The following is a 17849-nucleotide window of genomic DNA, read 5'->3' as shown; positions in this document are numbered from 1 at the left end:
GTCCCCTGAAATTACGCGCTCAAGATAATTCAAAAGGGCAGTTTCGCATTATTCAAAAGTCTTATACATCGGTTTGTGGGCCAGTCGCAGGTAAGTAAGCGACTCCCCTGCTTACCTGCTTCCACGGTCACCTCTAGGAGTGAAAATGACCACCACAACCAAACAACAGGTGAATGCGGCGGACACCAAGTTGCCCGGCCACAGAATTCTCACCTATACATTTGGCGATGTTGCTAACAACTTGTCGTTCATGATGACGTCCATGTTCCTCATGGTCTACATGACGGACATCGCAGGCCTGACAGCCGGTGTCGCCGGCGCCATTTACGGTATTACCAAGATCTGGGCTGGCTTCGCTGACCTGATCGCTGGCCAGACAGTCGACCGAGCCAATACCCGCTGGGGCAGGCTCCGCCCATGGATCCTTTTCGGTTCCACCCCACTGGCCATCGTTTTCGTCCTGCTGTTCTCCACCCCGGCAGGGCTGAGTAACACAGCCACCATCGCCTGGATCTTCCTCTTCGACGCGGCCTTCCAGCTGGCCTACTCGTTTGTGAACATCCCTTACGGCTCCCTTGCTTCCGCAATGACGCAGGACCCAGTCGATCGTTCCAAGCTCACGGGTGCCCGTTCCATCGCATCCTCGCTGACCACGGTTGTCCTCTCTGCAGTCGTCGCACCACAGTTCGAGGACACCACAGCAGACGGTATCCGCCTCAGGTTCACCATTACCTGTATCATCCTCGGCGTCATCGCCGTGATTTTGTACCTGATCTGTTTCGCAAACTCCCGCGAGGTTGTTCCTCGTGGCCAGGGCGAGATCTCCTTCAAGAACACAATGAAGATGGTCCGCCAGAACCGGCCACTGATCATTCTCTGTAGCGGTGCCTTCTTCCTGCTGACTGCAAACTTCATTTTTAACGCGATTGGTATGTACTGGGCCCGTGACGTGCTCGGCAACGCTGGCTGGTAGTCTTCCTGACTGCAGCATCCACAGTGGGCACCATCCTCGCTGCTTCATTTGTACCTACTGTGACCAAACGCTTCGGCAAGCGCAATGGCTACATTGGGTACGGCATCCTGATCATCCTCGGTTTCTTGCTGCTGTACTTTGTGCCAAACGGCGCTCTCCCACTGGCAATCATCGCCTGGTTCATCTACGGCCTTGGCAATGGCGGCACTAACTCGTTGATGTTCTCGATGCAGGCCGACACCGTTGACTACGGCGAGTGGAAGACCGGCATCCGCGCTGAGGGCGGTTCCTACTCCATCCTCTCCTTTACCCGTAAGGTCGGACAGGGTGTTGGTGGTTGGCTTGGTGGCGCTATCATCGGCGCCTACGGTTACGTCTCCGGTGCCGCAACCCAGACCCCAGAAGCTATCCACGGCATTAGCGTCGCCTTTGGTCTCGTCACCGCGGCCTTCGCTCTTGTCGCAATTCTTGTGATGGTGCGCTACCCACTGGATGCGAAAACCCACGAGGGAATCATCACGGATTTGAATGAGCGTCGCACCCAGGCTGCGATTGGTAAGGCCAAGGATGTCGATCCTTCCCGCACTGTTATGGCCGAAGACACTCTTGTCGGTGATGGACGTAAGACCCTGCTGCGCAAGGCAGAAGACAACCATCCGCCAATCGTGACCGTCTTCGGACTCCGCGGTTCCGGTGCCACAGATATTGCGCCAATGGTGGCGAAGGAACTCGGTGTCGAATACATCGGTCAGGCCTTCAGCTCCTCCGAACTGGCTCAGGTGGAGAAGAAGGACCTCATCTCTGACAACACATTCGACCGCTGGATGCGCGCAGTTTCCGCGGGTGGTATTAACGACGGTGATTTGGACTCTGCAACAGCACAATCCGCGAACCGGAATCTTGCAAGCCAAAACACCGAGTTCGTCCTCAATGCAGTTGATAATGGTGGCGTGATCCTCGGACGCAACGGCGCCCACGTTCTGGGTGATGTCTACGGTGCCATCCACGTGCGCCTGGTTGCTCCGATTGAGAAGCGCACCGAGCGTGTCATGGCACAAACTGGATTGAGCTATAAGGAAGCCCGCGAACAGTGCATCACTGAGGACCGGATCCGTGCTGAGATGTCCGATCGACTCTACTCGTGGGATCCAAACCACGATTCCGATTACGACATCGTGCTCAACACCGGGTCTGTGACCTACAAGCAGATTGCCGAGTTCATCGCCGCGATCTTCCGCTCGAAGTACCCAGACTCATTGCCTAACGATGCGTCACTGAAGGCCGCTCCGACGGAAAATGAGCTGCCAGATGAGAATAATCCAATGGAGCCTTCCAAGGATTAGTGATGTGACAAGCTAGAACCGGGCGTGTGCAATATTTCCGCGCCCGGTTTCTCGTCGCTAAGCATGCCCCCATTACCAAAAGATACTATCAATTGCTCCCTGCCTGGAGTATCCTAGATACATTAGGCCACAAAATCACACATTTACTTTCGTTGGAGGTCACAATGTCTAAACACATCGTCGTTATGGGCGTATCCGGCTCGGGAAAGTCCACCGTCGGTGCCATGCTGGGCGAGGCCCTCGAGCTGCCTTACAAGGACGGTGATGATCTGCACACCCAAAACAACATCGACAAGATGGCGCAAGGCATTCCGCTTAGCGACGATGACCGCTGGCCGTGGCTGCAGCACATCGGCGAATGGCTCGTCGACCACCCTGACGGCGGCATTATTGGTTGCAGCTCGCTGAAGCGTTCGTACCGCGACAAGATCCGCGAGTACGCACCTGATGCGGTGTTTATCCATGTACACGGCAGCAGGGACCTCCTCTACTCCCGGATGTCGGAGCGCCCCGGACACTTCATGCCGGCGTCATTGTTGGACTCGCAGCTGGAGACGCTCGAGGAGCTGCGGACCGACGAGCGCGGTGATGTGTTCGATATCGCCGAATCGCCTTCGGAAATCGTCGCCAATGCGGTGGCGTGGTTGAAGGACCACGACAATTAACCTGCCTGTTGGCGAAGTCGTGGCGCTAGAATGGCGCTATGACTACTCGCGCTCTGATCATCGTCGATGTCCAAAATGATTTCTGCACCGGCAGCCTTGCCACCGAACGCGGACCTGAGGTGGCTGCCCTGATCGGCAGCTTCCTCGGTTCCGAAACTGCAGACCTCAACGAATACACCCACGTCGTGGCCACACAAGATTGGCATATCGATCCGGGCAGCCACTTTTCCGTACATCCCGATTTCATTGACTCCTGGCCAGTGCACTGCAAGGCCGACACCGAAGGCGCTGCGATTCACTCGGCGATTGACACGTCAAAGATCGTGGCCTTCTTCCGCAAGGGAGAATACGAAGCTGCTTACTCCGGCTTCGAAGGAAAATCTGAGGGTGTTTTGCTCGCGGATTGGCTCCGCGAGAAGAATGTCGATGCTATTGATATCTGCGGTATCGCTACCGACCACTGCGTCCGAGCAACAGCGCTCGACGGCATTAAGGAAGGCTTCCAGGTCCGCGTTCTCACCGGAATGTGCGCCGCAGTAGACAACAAGCGCGGAGACCAAGCACTCAACGAAGTCCACGCTGCTGGAGCAGAGCTGATCTAGCTCCGCTAATTATTGGGGGTTCGGAACGAAGCCGAGTAGGTCTTCCATCTCCGCCATCTCGGCGGTTTGTACCTCGATCATCTCGGCACCCAGCTCGATCAACGGCTCGTAGCCGCCGTTGTCTACCTCGTCCTGGGTCATAGCGATGACCTCGGCGTGGTGATAATGCATCAATTCGAGGAAGCGGACGCGCAGCTCCTCACCCCTGAGCTCGCTGTAGTTTTGCATCACCGTAGGATTCACCATGCCATTGGCAATGTGGTGAGAATGCAGCTCCATGGCCTGGTCCTGGCCCCATTCAGTGCCCCACTGCTCCATGATCTCATTCTCACGGGCCTGGCCATCCCTGATCCGCTGCGCCAGGTCACGTACAGCTTCGTCTTGTACATCAGAGGCCAGAAGGATGTCGCTCATCTCAATAGCCTGCTCATGGTGAGGAACCATCATGGCAACAAAATGCACGTCTGTCGTGTTCGCTTCGGCCGGCAAGGTGTCGGATTCGACTACTCCCTCGGCTTCGACGTTCGAGCTAGGTTGCACCTCTGCTTCGGGTGTAGAGCACCCCGCCAGCAATAAGCCCATGGCCACGGGTAGCAAAAAGCGACGCATTATCTCACTCCTGGTAAAAAGTTACTTTCTAATGGAATGATCTTAGCGCCGCATGTCTGGTTGCTGCTCACAACCCACGAGAAAACCTTTAAGCGCGCTCAGCGAGGATGCGCTGCAGTTCCTTCAGGTTTTTCTTCTTCTTGCGGCCATTGGCTACGCTCAACACGATCAAGCCCACGACAGCAGCACCGATACCGAGGAGAACCTTCTGGACCGTCGGGTCCTGGAGCTTTTCATTAGCCTGGTTCTTCGCGTCGTCGACCAAGTTCTGTGGCTTGGTGCGGTTTGCCAGCTCATCGAGGGTTCCCGCCAGCTGTTGACGGGTACGTTCGATGTCGCGCTGGATATCGTTGATGTCTCGTGCCACTGTTCAAACTCCGTTTGTTGTCAAGTAATTAATCGTGCTTTGCTCCCACAATAGTGTAGTCGCGAATTCAATGTCCGGTAAGGTATTGGACATGACTGAATCCTCACGTCTGGCCCCAGGCGACACCGCTCCCGCTTTTACCCTGACCAATGACAAAGGCGAGCAAGTTTCGCTCTCGGATTATGCGGGCAAGCGTGTCCTTGTTTACTTCTACCCTCGCGCAAATACACCTGGCTGCACCACCGAGGCCTGTGACTTCCGCGATAACTTCGCCCAGCTCAACGACGCTGGAGTGGATGTCATCGGGATTAGCCCGGACAAGCCTGAAAAGCTTGCCAAGTTCCGCGCCGACCATGATTTGAACTTCACTCTCCTCTCCGACGAGGACAAGTCGGTCATGACGCAGTGGGGTGCCTTCGGCGAGAAGAAGAACTACGGCAAGGTTGTCCAGGGTGTCATCCGCTCGACGTTCCTGGTCGACGCTGAAGGTGTTATCGAATCTGCGCAATACAACGTGAAGGCAACCGGCCACGTCGCGCGATTGCTGCGAGACCTACCGCTATAAAATGTCTGAAGAGCAGGAACTTCTTGTCCCGCGACGCAGGCCAGCACAGGCCCGCTCGCGGGAGAGGTTTGACCGGATCTTGGCGGCCGCACGGTCCGTACTGGTTGACGTTGGCTTCGAATCTTTCACCTTTGATGAAGTAGCCAAGCGCGCCGAGGTGCCCATTGGCACCCTGTATCAGTTCTTCGCGAACAAATACGTCCTCATCTGTGAGCTCGACCGAGTGGATACGGCAGAAACCGTGGCCGAGCTTCGACGCTTCTCCGAACAAGTTCCGGCTCTCCAGTGGCCCGATATTCTCGACGAATTCATCGACCACCTCTCGCGCATGTGGCACGAGGACCCTTCGCGCCGCGCGGTCTGGCACGCGATTCAATCCACCCCGGCCACCCGCTATACCGCGTCGGTGACCGAGCGCCCGATGCTGGAACTGATCGCCGACATCATGCAACCACTAGCAAGTAACGCTCCTCTAGAGGTGCGCTACAACTTAGCCGGCCTGCTCGTGCACACGGTCTCCTCGCTGCTCAACTACGCGGTGCGCGACTTAGACCTCGATGGCGGAGAAGCATTCTTTTCCGGGGTTGTCCCGGAGATCAAGCGAATGGTTATCGCGTACCTCTTCGCCGTGGCCCAGGGCTAGCGCTCTCACGCGTCCGGCTCGTCTACTGAGAACCCACTTCAACGGTTGAGGGGCAACGAAAGCCGAGGTCGACTCGAATACAGGTTTCGAGGCGACCTCGGCTTTCGTTTATCCTGAACCGTTAATCTGCGCGGCTGCGCCTAGCCCGCGGCTGCGCCTAGCGCGCGATTGCGCCTAGCCCGCGACGATGCAGGCCGCCATGGCATAGTCGCCGTCATGGCTAATCGACAAGGATTGCGCCGGCAGCGCCACGGATGCCACTTCGCCGTGTAGCTCAAGGGCAACACGTCCGAAGCGGTCGGCCACGACCTCGATTTCGGAGAAATCCACGCGGTCGGGCTCGATCCGGTTCGGCAGGCCGTAGAGCGCCTGCGACCAGGCCTTGATAAAGGCCTCCTTCGCCGCCCAGCGCCCCGCCAAATGCTCGGCTCGATCTGGTTTGCCGTTTGCTACCCGCAGCTCGCGGGCAGAAAACACCGACTCGAAGGTAGAACCCGGCACAGCAAGCTGCGCGCGGAACTCCGAGATACACACTAGATCGACGCCGATATGCATAATTAGCTCTCCGAACTCGTTTCACCGGTACGTAGGACACCATTGACTAGGCGGGCGGAATCGTCGAGAAGCACTGCTGCCTCAAGCTCCTTGCCACCATGACCCAGGTTACGGTCTGCCGGGCGCTCGTAGAGCGGTGCCCCGCCGTGGATGGCGTCATTGATCCGAGCCAAACCGGCTTCCTCGCGGGCAGCGGCGCGAGCGTACCAGCCGTCCGCGTCGAGACCCGCGTTGCGCAGGGCGGACAGGAAGGCACCCGGGTGCACCACGGCAACCAGCGCCGAGACGTGACCGAAGCCCAGCGAGGTCACAAGGCCAGCCTTCGCCTCCATCTCGATCGGTTCGCGCAGCCACACCATGTGGGCATCCTTCTTCAGGGCCGGGTCGACGCAATCGAGCGCGCGGTTCGCCGGAACCAAGCCAGAACGCAACACCTGAGTCAGGCCGACCAACTGGAAGGCAGCGGCGCCGCCCTTGGCGTGGCCGGTCAGCGACTTCTGGGAAATCACGTACAGCGGGTTACCCTCAGCGCGGCCCAGGGAACGGGCAATGCGCTCGTGCAGGTCGGACTCGTTCGGGTCGTTGGCGTTGGTGGACGTATCGTGCTTGGACACGATCGCGATCTCGTCGGCCGAGACGTCGAGGTCACGCAGCGCCAGTGCGAGACGAGAGTCCATGCCACCGCGGGCTGCGGACAGCGCGCCAAGGCCAGGAGCCGGGATGGACACGTGGGCGCCATCAGCGAAGGACTCCGCGAAGCCCACCACGCCGAGGACAGGCAAGCCCATCTCGTAGGCCACACGACCACGCGCCAGGATCAGCACGCCGCCGCCCTCGGACTCGATGAATCCGCCGCGGCGCCTATCGTTGGCCCGCGAGAAGTAGCGGTGCTCGATACCCTTGGCTTCCATCGCCGCGGAATCAGCGGTAGCGGCCATATCGCCGAAGCCGGTGATGCCCTCGATGGACAGGTCGTCGATACCGCCTGTGACCACGACATCTGCCTTGCCTAGGCGCAGCTTGTCCATGCCCTCTTCTACCGATACGGCAGCGGTGGCACAGGCTGCAACGGGGTGGATCATCTGGCCGTAGCCACCCACATAGTCCTGCATGACGTGCGCCGCGACAACGTTCGGCAGCGACTCCTGCAAGATGTCGTTCGGACGTGGTTCCGCGAGGATTCCGTCGACGTAGAGCGAGCGCAGGGATTCCACGCCGCCCATACCGGTGCCCATCGTCGAGGACACGCGTGCCGGGTGCACCGAACCGAGCAGCTCAGCCGGGCTAAAGCCCGAGCTCAAGAACGCGTCCACCGTGGCCACAAGGTTCCACTGCGCCACGCGGTCGAGGTTGTCGATCATATCCGCTGGCAGACCCCACAGTGCTGGATCGAAGTCCTCAGGGATCTGGCCGCCGACAAAGCGCGACATCGTCACGCGACGAGGCACGCGCACCGGAGTACCCGCCTTACGCGTCACGCTCCACTCCGCACCGTCAAAGGTGGCCGTGGTGTGCTCGGGATCGGAGTCCACGAAGGTCTTCGCGGTCTCGCGGTCATCGACCGTAAAGGTCATGTCGTGCTCGAGGTAGATCGTGGTCAGCTCAGGCGCGAGGTTGTCGACCATGTGGAAATCGTCATGGTAGCGACGCACACCCACACGACCCAGCACTTCGTCGTGGTAGGTATCGAAGATTTCGGCCTCGTCGAGCTCGTTGCCAGCGGTGTCTTCCCACTGGCCGTTCTCGTAGCGAATCAGACCCATCGACCACGCCAGCTCGATGACACCAGCGGCGGTGAGATCGCCGGTGAGCTCGGCGTCGAAACGCGTACGCGAGGAGCCGTACGGTCCGACCTCGGCGGCACCAACAATGACCACCATGTCGTCGATCGATTGGTTGACATCGAAGTCTGGCTTCGTCCACTCGATGCGCTGATACGGCGTAGGCAGTGCCTTCACCGTGCGCGGTGCTTCCGCTTCTTGCTTATCGACGACCGGCGCCGCCGCAACCTCGCGAGCAAGCTCAGGCAGATTCACATCGGCCTGGCCCAGCCCACCGGTGAAGTCGGCGACGACAGGGCCGTTCGCCGCATCAGCACGGATCTCTGGGCTGATCTGGCCGAGCAACAGCTCGGAGATCTCCTCGGTGGAGTACGTGCGCACGCCCTTGGCCTCTACGGCGTCGACGAGTGGATCGTTGCCGCCCATCAGGCCGGTGCCGCGCACCCATCCGATCAGAGCGTGGACGATGCTGGTGCGCTTGCCCCAGACTGGTTCTGCGTGCCAGCGGGTCACCACCGCGTCGAGGGCGGCCTTCGCCTCGCCATAGGCGCCGTCGCCACCGAAGCGGCCACGGTTCGGGGAACCAGGCAGCACGATATGGACGCGGTTGCCCACGTGGGTATCAGCACCCAGTGCGGACAGACCCGCGATCAGGCGCTCTACGGACCACAGCAGCAGACGCATCTGTGCTTCTGCCGCAGGACCAGCGTCAGCAAGCGTTCCGGACACGCGCGGTGCAGCAAACGGGAAGAGCAGCGTCGGCACGAGTGCCGGCTTGGTGACCTTCTTGTCCGCACCAACGGTGGTGGTCTGCTCGGTGCCAATCCACTCAACCAAGGCGTCGAGGTCGTTCATAGCCGACAGGTTCGCCGGCACCACCCACAGCTTCGCGGTGCCGCGCGCGTGTTCACGGTAGAGCTTCTTGTAGAACTCGAGTCGGTCGTGACCAAGATGCGAGGACGTGACAATCACGGTCGCTCCCCCAGCCAGCAGCCCACCGGTCACGGCGGCGCCGATACCGTTGGGTGAGGCACCGGTGACCACGGCAACATCGCCGGCATATGCCAACGGGGATTCGTCACGAGCCTGCGCTGCCTGGACCGATTTGCCCAGGAACTCGGCCATGACCGCGACGTCTTCGCCGAGGCCGGTGACATCCACGTCGAGCCCGCGTGCGAGGTCTTCGCGTGCCGAGGCCCAGCGGTCGTCGAGAAGCACTGCCTGGTTCGCATCGAAGGACGGTGCGACCTGGCGAGGCCAGTCCGAGCCGAGCTCGCGGGTGACCAGATCGAGGATGTCCTCGTCGGCCTCCTCGAAGGTTTCTGGAGTGGTGTGCTCGTGTCCGAGACGACGCAGCAGCTCGCGGGCGGTCTCTGCCAGCACACCGGATTCGCCGGTGACCTGCTCGGCAAACTCGCCGAGTGCTTCGGAATCGACCACTCCACCAGCGCCACCGCCAGAGGAAGGCAGCGCCACAGCCACGCCTTGGTCCTGAGCGACTGCTTGGACAGCCGCATCAATCAAAGCATCGAGCTCGGCTGCAGAAGTGGCAGACGGCAGGGTTGCCAGGTCGCCACCGCGCAGGGAGGCTCCTTCGCGGGTGCCCATCACGACTGCCGCCGTGACGTGGTCTGCCCAGCCCTGACCCAGCTGCCACACGCCGGTGACGCGCTCGGCGACATAGCCAGGCTTCTTCCCGGTCGGGCCGGTAATGCGGCGCAGCGAATCGGCAACAGAGTCGCCGAGGACGGGACCGAAGGCCTGGTAGCCCTTGGCCATCTTGGTCACGGTCACCTTGAGGTCGTTGAGCTCGGCATCAGCGGCACCGTCGATGGCGCCCAGGCCGAACTCGACGCCGAGGTCGAGAAGCAACTGATTGCGTCGCGACGACACGCCTTCCACCAAAGTCTCGATGGAGTCGGTCGCACCCATCTGGTCGGGGCGGACCTTCGTCCACACGCTGACCAGCATCTCTGTCGCATCCGCTGGGGTGAATGGGATGTCGGCTGGGCGTGCGCCACCGGTGGCGGCAGGTGCGGCTGGAACCTCGGTCGGTGCAGGGTTCGGCGACTGTTCCGCTGCTTCCGGCGCTGCAGGCGCTGCCGCAGCAGGTGCTTCTGCTTCCTCGACCTCGGGGACCTCGCGGACGATCTCGTCGGTGGCAAACACGCGTGCGCGATCGCGCTCGAGGTTGTTGACCTCGATCTGGGCGCCAGCGAACTTCGGCAGAGCCAGGGTCTGGCCGAGCATATTCGCGAGCGTAGGCGACGCGCCGACACCCACCTCGACGAAGCTTTCAATGTCCAGATCGGTCAAGATCAGCTCCTGGGTTTCAATCCAGCGCACTGGGGAGGCGAACTGCCAGGCCAGAAGCTCGATCAGAAGCATACGGCCCAGAGCCACGTGGTCGGTGGCGGCCTTGTCGAAGTCCTTGAGAATCGCCTCGATGTATGACGACTCCACGACCTCGGCAATGGACTCGACGAAGTCACGGGTCAGCTCGAATGGGCGTGCCACCAGGTTCGGGATGTAGCGGCCCTCGAGGGACTGCAGGTCGACATCGGCCGGGATCAGGGAATCCAGGTGCGCGCGGAAATCGTCGACCCCGCCGAGCAGCTTCGAGGAGTGGAACGGCACATCGATGCCCGGGATCATCACCAGCGCGCGCTGGCCGGGGCCGCGCTGTTCCGCGTCGGCGCCGAGAGCCTTCAAACCTGCCAAGGTGCCGGCCACAGCATACTGGCGGCCGTCGATGTTGTAGTTCACGATCTCGAGGAACTCGCCCGTGGCCTTGGACAGCTGCTCCACGTAGGATTCCACATCGGCGCTGGCCAGACCCATCTTGTAGGGGCGCAGTGCGGCCAGTGCGTAGTTGGAGTTGCCGTCCTCGTCGCGCTCAACCAGGCGGTGCATGGTCAGGCCGCGACGGTAGACGATCTCCACGACGGCTTCGAGGGAGAGCACCTCTGCGTAGGCAGCAAGAGCGTTGTACTCGCCCACGGAGTGGCCAGCGAAGAAGGCATCCTCGTTGAGTACATGCGCCTCGCGCATCTCAGCGATCTGGGCGCAGCCCAAGGTAGCCATGGCCACCTGGGTGAACTGGGTCAGGAACAAAGCACCATCGGGGTGGTGGAACGCTTCCCCATCGACAACGACCTCGGCTGGGTTGTTGCGCACGATCTCCAGAATGGAAAAGCCCAGCTTCGCGCGGGTGTGCTGATCTGCGCGGTCCCATACGGCACGAGCCGCAGGTGAGGACGCGTAGGAATCCATGCCCATACCCTGGGACTGAATGCCCTGGCCTGGGAAGCCGTAGAAGGTGCGTGGTTCGCGCAGCACCGCGGTGGCCTTGACGGCAAGCTCGCCGTCGGCGGTGACCGACACGGTGCGCACTTCGCCGCGGCCCACGCGGTCGTCGATACCCGTGCGCTCAACGTCGATGGAGATTTCCGAGCCCGGCAAGATGGTAGCCAGCATCGTAGCGGTGTACTCGATGATTTCGCCGCCGGCATCGACTGCCATGAGCTGGGCAATCGCCGAGGTCCACATGCCGTGCACGATTACGCCGTTGGGCAGGCCTGCCAGGCGTGCTGCGTTGTCGGAGACGTGGATCGGATTGCGGTCGCCGGAGACAACTGCGAACGGCAGCATCGACTGCGGAGTCATCACCTGGGCGTAGCCGCGGTGCGAGTGCGGGGTGTCAATGATCGACGGCAGAGCCGACGAGTTCGTCGTAGCCGTCGCCTTCCCGGCGCGCCCACGGATGGCGAAACGCTCGGACAGGGTGGCCAGCTCTGCGCCGTCGGCGAAGATCTCCGCGCGCACGACCACCACGCGACCGAGGCCGGTGTCGGCAACCTCGTCGGTATGCGCGGTGACAGTCAGCTCAGTGTCCTCGTCTGGCAGCGGTGCCAGCATGGTCAGGTGGTGCTCCAGGTGCACCAGAGAGAGCATTCCTTCCACAGCAAGGTCCTCAGTGCCCGGGATCTTGGCGTCGGCCACGGCCGCGAAAACGGCAGGCCAAGCCTTGCCGACGAGCACGTCAGGGGCACCGCCGGTGGCAGCTGGAAGGTAACCCGCGGTGACGTTGTCGTAGTCCGCGCGGTCAATTGTGCTCAGGGATGCAGTCCAAGTCGCAATGCCATCAGACACAGGTGCGAGTTCTCCGCCGGCAGCAACACGGGTCAGCTCCAGCATGGCCTGCTCGGCGTCTGCTTGGGTGACCTTCGGGCTAAACGCTGGGTCAGAAGGTGCCTGGATCTTGATGGTCAGATCGGTCTGGCCAACGTTGACGGTCAGCGCCGCGGTGTCCGCGTCGATGTCTTCCAGGGTGTATTCGGCGTCGCCAAGGCGGGTGATCAGGCTGGTCTGCTCGAGACCTGCCCAGTTCAGGCCCGGTGCGCGCAGGATGCGCTCGGAGGCGGTGGCCTCGTCGCGAAGCGGTGTCGTGTCAATGGCCTCGACGCCGGCCTGCTCGAAACGTCCGAGCAGTTCAGCGACAGGTTCGTTTGCCCGCTCGATGCCGTCGACGGCGACGATGCCCGGGATGATGCACACGGCATCGGCGTCGTAGCGCTCGTCGTGGGCCTGCCAGAGCGAGTCCGTGCGGTAACTGCGGCGCAGGTCAGCGTCGATGGCGGGCACGAAGCCGACAGGCTTGCCTGGGCGGCGGCACAGCGCGACGAACCAGTCGGTGTCGGCAGGGTGCAGCTTCTGCGTGGTGGCCTGGGGGTAGGCGGCCACCAGCTCGTCGATAAGCGTGCTCGGATCGGCCTCAAAGGTTGGCTCGACCACAGGGGTGAATTCGCCGTGGTCCTGCTCGTTCAGGCGTGCCTCGGCGCGCTCGAGCATGTCGGCGAAGCGGGTGTACCAGGTGATATCCACCCAGCCGGTGCCGTTCGGTGCGGAGAGCTCCGCGTAGCGACGAAGCCACTGCTCATAGCTCATTTCCGCGGTTGCCCCGAAGTAAGGGCGACAGGTTGTGGCAAGCGCTGCGATGATTTCGTCGCGACGCGCCTCGGCTGCCTCGGCATCACCGTTGACCTCGTCGATGAGGCGGCCGGTGCGAGCCCAGGAGTTGTCGATTTCGTAGAGGTCGGCGCCGAGCTGGGAGATTGCCGACGCCATGCCGTCGCGGCCCTCGCCCTTGCCTACCCAGCCTTCGATGCTGGAGGTCTCGGCGAGCAGCTGCTTGACGGATTCGGAAGCCGTGGATTCCTTGGTGGCCATTGCTGCGGTGCCCACGAGGATGCCGTCGACAGGCATAGCTGGGAGGCCGTGCTTGAGGGACCACTGGCCACTCAAGTAATCGGCAGCACCTTGCGGGGTGCCCACGCCGCCGCCGACAATGAGCACGACGTTTTGGCGGGAGCGAATGTCGTCGTAGGCGGAGATGAGCAGTTCGTCGAGGTCCTCCCAAGAGTGGTGACCGCCGGCTTTGCCTCCCTCAAGCTGCATCAGGATGGGGGTGTCTGCCAAGTCGTCGGCGATCTTGAGGATCTTCGAGATCTGCGCGACCGCGCCCGGCTTAAACGCCACCCATGGAATGCCGCTTTCGCGCAAGTTCTCGACGAGTGCTACCGCATCGTCGTGTGGCGGGATGCCCGCAGAAACAACAACGCCGTCGATCGGGGTGCCGTTGCGACGAGCGCGCGGAACCATGCGCTTGCCCTCGATCTGCATACGCCACTGCTGTGGGTTAAGGAACATCGAGTTGAACTGAGCGTTGACACCCGGCTCGAGCAGCTCAGTCAGACGAGCAAGGTTGTCTTCCAAGACCTCTTCGGTGACCTGGCCGCCGCCTGCGAGCTCAGCCCAGAAACCAGCGTTGGCTGCGGCTGCGACGATCTCGGGATCCACCGTCGATGGTGTCATGCCTGCCAGCAGGATCGGGCTGCGACCAGTGACTTCAGTGAAACGGGTCTGCAGTCGGTTCTTGCCGCCGCGCTGAATAACCTGTGGCGCGAACTCGGAGTACGCGCGAGGCGCAACAGGAGCCATGCCGTAATCAAAGAGGCGCGACTGGCCCTCTGCGTCAGCGACCGGAAGGACTCCGATGCCCAGACCTGCGACGTTGGCCTTGGTCAGGCTTGCGACTCCCTTGGTTGGCCCGACTTCCAAGACCCACTGCACGCCTTGATCGGCGAGGTCGCGGGTTTCTGCCAGCCAATCGACCGGCGCGACCATAACCTTGTGTGCCAGCTCGCGGGCGAGCTCGGTGTTCAGCCCTGCAGTCTTGGCCCATGCTTCGACCTGGTCCACAGCAGGTTCTAGTGCTGGGTGGTGGAAAGCCACCTGAATATTCAAAGGAGCAAAGGTCGGGTTGAACGGCAGGCCACCGCGACGCTTGTTCTCTACGGCCTTCTTGTCCTTGGCGGATGCAGCTTCGAGGCGCTTGACCACTACATCTAATTGCTCTGGGTTACCGCTGACAACAAAGTTGGTGCGGCCGTTGCACAGGGCGACGGCAAGATCGGTGCCGGCGAGCGCCTGGTCCAGCTGTTCGCGCGTGATGTTGCCGATGGAGACCATCGGAGCAGCATCGACGCTGCGCACGAGGCCTTCGAGGCGTCCGCCACGCGTGATGGCGACACCAATCAATTCCGCGATGGCGAGGATTTCTGCTGGGTCATTCTCGAGTGCGGCCACGCCGAGGATGCCCTGGGAGTGACCGATGGCGGTGCTCCGCTCGTCGATAAGCAGCCCTTGACGCTTAAGGCTTTCAACGACCGCGAGCTGGGAGACGAGCACACCTGGGACGCTGACGGCGGCGTCGGAGGCATCAAACGCATGGTTGGTCTCGCTTTCGGCCCACGCAACGGGATCGAATCCGAACGGGCGGTATGCCGCGAGCTCATCGCCCAGCGGGCTAAGCAGCTCGCGGGACTTCTCGACGAGTGCGTTCAGCGCAGATCCAACGCCTGCAGTCAAGGCGGTGTTCAGAGTTGGCAACCAATCAAACCCTTGCCCAGAAAAGGACATGGCAAAGGGCTCCTTACCGGGGCCGGTGCCAAGCTTTTCGTTGAGGCGAACCTGACCAGGGTTGGTTTTTGCATCTGTCACGCGGAAGACTCCTACTACGGTGTTTTGCTGGAAATACGATTTTCACGGTTGATGACGTGAGCTGAAGCGACCCACAAATCGTGAGGATTTCTTCATCTTTTCAGTCGTGGAGAGAGATATTACTCTTTAAAGACGATCAAGTCATTTCACACTAGAAAGTGTTGCAGGGTTTTTCGAGCGGGGCCAGCCGACTGCGATTTTGCGGTGCGTTAGGTTCGGCAGGGGGCGTCGTCGTGAAGCAAAAAACTCGCAGCACCGTAGTAATACAGTGCTGCGAGTAATCACATGGTGGGCCTGGGGAGACTTGAACTCCCACGTCCGAAGACACTGGAACCTAAATCCAGCGCGTCTGCCAATTCCGCCACAAGCCCGTAGCTCGTTTTATCTTACTCATGAGTTCCGTAACACAAAATCGCACCCATATCGCCTCGGAATGTTACAACTTTAGTTCGACTTGATACACTCAAGCGTTGTGAGCGATACAAAGGATTTCCACGAGGCAGCAGGCGCAGAGAAGCCCGCCGAGGGTGCTCCTAAGCGTTCGCGGATCAAGATTAAGGCTTGGCACGTTGTGCTGCTGGTCGCAGCCGTGATTACCACCTTATTGTTGGCGTGGTGGCAGTGGACTCGTTTCCAAGAGGGCTCCGGCACGTTTCAGAACTTAGGATATGCCTTGCAGTGGCCTCTCTTCGGTTTCTTCTTTGTCTACGCCTATCGCATGGGCATCAAGATGGAGAACGACAAGATCGATGCCGAAAATGATGCCGATGATTTGGACTATCTTTACGAAGCCGACCTCAAGGAGTTCGGCGACGCTAACGAAGAGCCCGAGATCACAGAAATCGAAGAGGATTTCCTCCCCGAGCGGCCCGAGATCAACGTCGAAGAGTTCAACGAATTGAACCAACCGCGCCGTCAGCGCCCCGAGAATTCAGAAAGTGACTAGATGACCACCCCTACGAACCCGCCAGCAGGCAACGCCGATCAAAAGACACCGAAGATCCACCCAGAGCGGAAGCGCCGCGTAAAAACTGCGCTGAACCTCTTCTCCGCCACTGCGTGGATCACCGGCATCATGTTGTTGCTGCTTGTTGTCCGGATGGTCATGCAATACTTGCTGCACATGGACGTCAGTATGTTCGGCTGGGTGGCCATCGCCCACGGCTGGTGCTACCTGTTCTTCTTCCTGGCCTCACTCAACCTGGGGCTGAAGGCGCGCTGGACCATGCCTCAGTGGATTGTCACGGTTCTCGGTGGCGTCGTCCCGTTCCTCTCCTTCTTCGTGGAGAAGTGGCGCCGCGACGAAGTCACCAAGAAGTTCCAGCTCAACGAGGCTTAATCAGCCAGCCTGATGCGCTAGCACAGCAATCCACTGCGCGAGCTCACGCAACGCCTGCCCCCGATGGGAGCGGGCGTTTTTCTCGTCCGGGGTCAGTTCCGCACTTGAGCGCCCCGGCGCATCGACGGGCTCGAAGAGTGGGTCATAGCCGAAACCGTTCTCTCCACGAGGCTGCGTGAGCAGTGTGCCCTCCCAGCGGCCTTCGGCGGTGTGCTCTTCTCCTCCCGGCACGACCAGCGCGCAGCAGGAAACGAACGCCGCATCGCGCAGCGCAATATCCGTCATCTGGGCCAGCAGCAGATCATTGTTCGCCTGATCGTCGCCATGCGTACCCGACCACCGCGCCGAGAGCACACCGGGCATTCCGTTCAAGGCCGCAACCGCCAAGCCCGAGTCGTCGGCAATGCACGCCATTCCAGTGGCTTGTGCCCCCGCACGGGCCTTAATCAGTGCGTTTTCCTCAAAAGTCAGCCCTGTTTCCGCGGGTTCCGGGTAGGCGGCAACGTCCTTCAAAGAGTGGAGCACGACATCGCTTATCGACGATTCCTGCAGCACCGTTTCCAGCTCGCGGAGCTTTTTGGCGTTCCCGGAGGCGACGAGGATGTCTACCATCCCAGCGCCGCCTTTTGAGCTGCGACGAGTTCGGAGCAGCCCTTCTGTGCAACGTCGAGCATTGCGTCGAGTTCCTCGCGTCCAAAGAGGCCGTTTTCTCCAGTGCCCTGAATTTCAACAAAGTTGCCGGATTCCTGCATTACGACGTTGAGGTCGACCTCAGCACGGGAATCTTCCTCGTAAGGCAAGTCGAGGCAGATCTGGCCGTCGACGATGCCCACCGAGACAGCGGCAATCGGCTGTAGCAGCGGCTCTCCTGGTACGACGCCGCGTTGCTTGAGCACGTCAATCGCGTCTGCCAGGGCGACATAGGCGCCGGTAATGGAGGCTGTGCGAGTGCCGCCGTCGGCCTGGAGCACGTCGCAATCGAGTTGAATGGTGTTCTCGCCGAGCTGGGAGAGATCGACCGCCGCGCGCAGTGCACGACCGACGAGGCGCGAGATTTCATGCGTGCGGCCCTTGACCTTGCCCTTCATGGATTCACGTGGCATACGGTCGTGGGTCGCCGAAGGCAGCATTGCGTATTCCGCGGTGAGCCAGCCTTCTCCAGAGTCCTTCTTGAACCGTGGCACGCCCTCTTCAACACTGGCCGTGCACATCACACGGGTGTTGCCGAATTCAACCAGCACGGAGCCTGCTGGGTTATCAGTAAATCCGCGCGTAATCCTGACGGCACGCAGTTGATCTAGTTCTCGGCCATCGGCGCGTTGGAAAGTTTCAGTCATGCACCCCA

General features: G+C 60.9%; 14 protein-coding genes and 1 tRNA gene. 8 read left to right on the top strand and 7 right to left on the bottom strand.

The genetic code is table 11. The features are described 5' to 3' along the window. The first annotated feature begins 145 nt into the window (after positions 1-145). From A37O_RS16875 to A37O_RS0104025, 4 genes are all read left to right on the top strand, one after another. On the top strand, positions 146-973 hold the full coding sequence (locus A37O_RS16875) for an MFS transporter (protein WP_281167714.1): 828 nt from the start codon (positions 146-148) through the stop codon (positions 971-973). Between the two features lie 59 nt (positions 974-1032). Beyond that, the gene (locus tag A37O_RS16870; RefSeq protein ID WP_281167713.1) at positions 1033-2316 is read left to right on the top strand and encodes a cytidylate kinase family protein; all 1284 of its coding nucleotides are present in this window, start codon (positions 1033-1035) and stop codon (positions 2314-2316) included. A gap of 164 nt (positions 2317-2480) precedes the next feature. Continuing rightward, on the top strand, positions 2481-2981 hold the full coding sequence (locus A37O_RS0104030) for a gluconokinase (RefSeq protein ID WP_018296216.1): 501 nt from the start codon (positions 2481-2483) through the stop codon (positions 2979-2981). A gap of 38 nt (positions 2982-3019) precedes the next feature. Beyond that, complete coding sequence (locus tag A37O_RS0104025; protein WP_018296215.1) at positions 3020-3583, top strand: isochorismatase family protein; 564 nt, start codon at positions 3020-3022, stop codon at positions 3581-3583. 9 nt (positions 3584-3592) lie between these two features. Here the strand turns inward: A37O_RS0104025 and A37O_RS0104020 are convergent, their stop codons facing one another. Continuing rightward, complete coding sequence (locus A37O_RS0104020; RefSeq protein WP_018296214.1) at positions 3593-4192, bottom strand: DUF305 domain-containing protein; 600 nt, start codon at positions 4190-4192, stop codon at positions 3593-3595. A gap of 88 nt (positions 4193-4280) precedes the next feature. Continuing rightward, a complete protein-coding gene (locus tag A37O_RS0104015) occupies positions 4281-4559 on the bottom strand; it encodes a DUF3618 domain-containing protein (RefSeq protein ID WP_018296213.1) in 279 nt (92 codons plus the stop codon). A gap of 91 nt (positions 4560-4650) precedes the next feature. On the opposite strand from A37O_RS0104015, the gene bcp reads away from it, so the two are divergent. Further along, positions 4651-5124, top strand: coding sequence for a thioredoxin-dependent thiol peroxidase (bcp, locus tag A37O_RS0104010; RefSeq protein ID WP_018296212.1), 474 nt, complete (start codon positions 4651-4653; stop codon positions 5122-5124). Between the two features lies 1 nt (position 5125). After that, positions 5126-5767 (top strand): TetR/AcrR family transcriptional regulator, encoded by a 642-nt coding sequence (locus A37O_RS0104005; RefSeq protein ID WP_026196130.1) that lies wholly within the window; start codon positions 5126-5128, stop codon positions 5765-5767. 174 nt (positions 5768-5941) lie between these two features. On the opposite strand, the gene acpS is transcribed toward A37O_RS0104005, so the two are convergent. The 3 genes from acpS to A37O_RS0103990 all read right to left on the bottom strand — a co-directional run bounded on the left by acpS (position 5942) and on the right by A37O_RS0103990 (position 15536). Continuing rightward, positions 5942-6322 carry a holo-ACP synthase AcpS gene (acpS, locus tag A37O_RS0104000; RefSeq protein ID WP_018296210.1) on the bottom strand — a complete coding sequence of 127 codons (381 nt, stop codon included), beginning with the start codon at positions 6320-6322 and terminating at the stop codon, positions 5942-5944. Between the two features lie 2 nt (positions 6323-6324). Then, complete coding sequence (locus A37O_RS14590) at positions 6325-15165, bottom strand: type I polyketide synthase (RefSeq protein WP_018296209.1); 8841 nt, start codon at positions 15163-15165, stop codon at positions 6325-6327. Positions 15166-15451: 286 nt separating this feature from the next. Continuing rightward, positions 15452-15536: transfer RNA gene (locus tag A37O_RS0103990), tRNA-Leu, on the bottom strand. Positions 15537-15637: 101 nt separating this feature from the next. Here A37O_RS0103990 and A37O_RS0103985 point away from each other — a divergent pair. Continuing rightward, positions 15638-16111 (top strand): hypothetical protein, encoded by a 474-nt coding sequence (locus A37O_RS0103985; protein WP_018296208.1) that lies wholly within the window; start codon positions 15638-15640, stop codon positions 16109-16111. Further along, entirely contained in the window at positions 16112-16504 is a 393-nt protein-coding gene (locus A37O_RS0103980) for a DUF3817 domain-containing protein (RefSeq protein ID WP_018296207.1), read from the top strand. On the opposite strand, the gene rdgB is transcribed toward A37O_RS0103980, so the two are convergent. Together rdgB and rph are read right to left on the bottom strand one after the other, a co-directional pair. Then, on the bottom strand, positions 16505-17116 hold the full coding sequence (gene rdgB / locus A37O_RS0103975) for an RdgB/HAM1 family non-canonical purine NTP pyrophosphatase (protein WP_018296206.1): 612 nt from the start codon (positions 17114-17116) through the stop codon (positions 16505-16507). Further along, positions 17110-17841, bottom strand: coding sequence for a ribonuclease PH (rph, locus tag A37O_RS0103970; protein ID WP_018296205.1), 732 nt, complete (start codon positions 17839-17841; stop codon positions 17110-17112). The genes rdgB and rph overlap by 7 nt, the downstream gene beginning before the upstream one ends. Between the last annotated feature and the right edge of the window lie 8 nt (positions 17842-17849).

Origin of the sequence: Corynebacterium lubricantis DSM 45231 (assembly GCF_000379425.1) — a bacterium.
GTDB classification, from domain to species: Bacteria; Actinomycetota; Actinomycetes; order Mycobacteriales; family Mycobacteriaceae; genus Corynebacterium; species Corynebacterium lubricantis.
The sequence above is the reverse complement of the archived record's forward strand: the minus strand, read 5'-3'. Positions and strand labels throughout refer to the sequence as shown.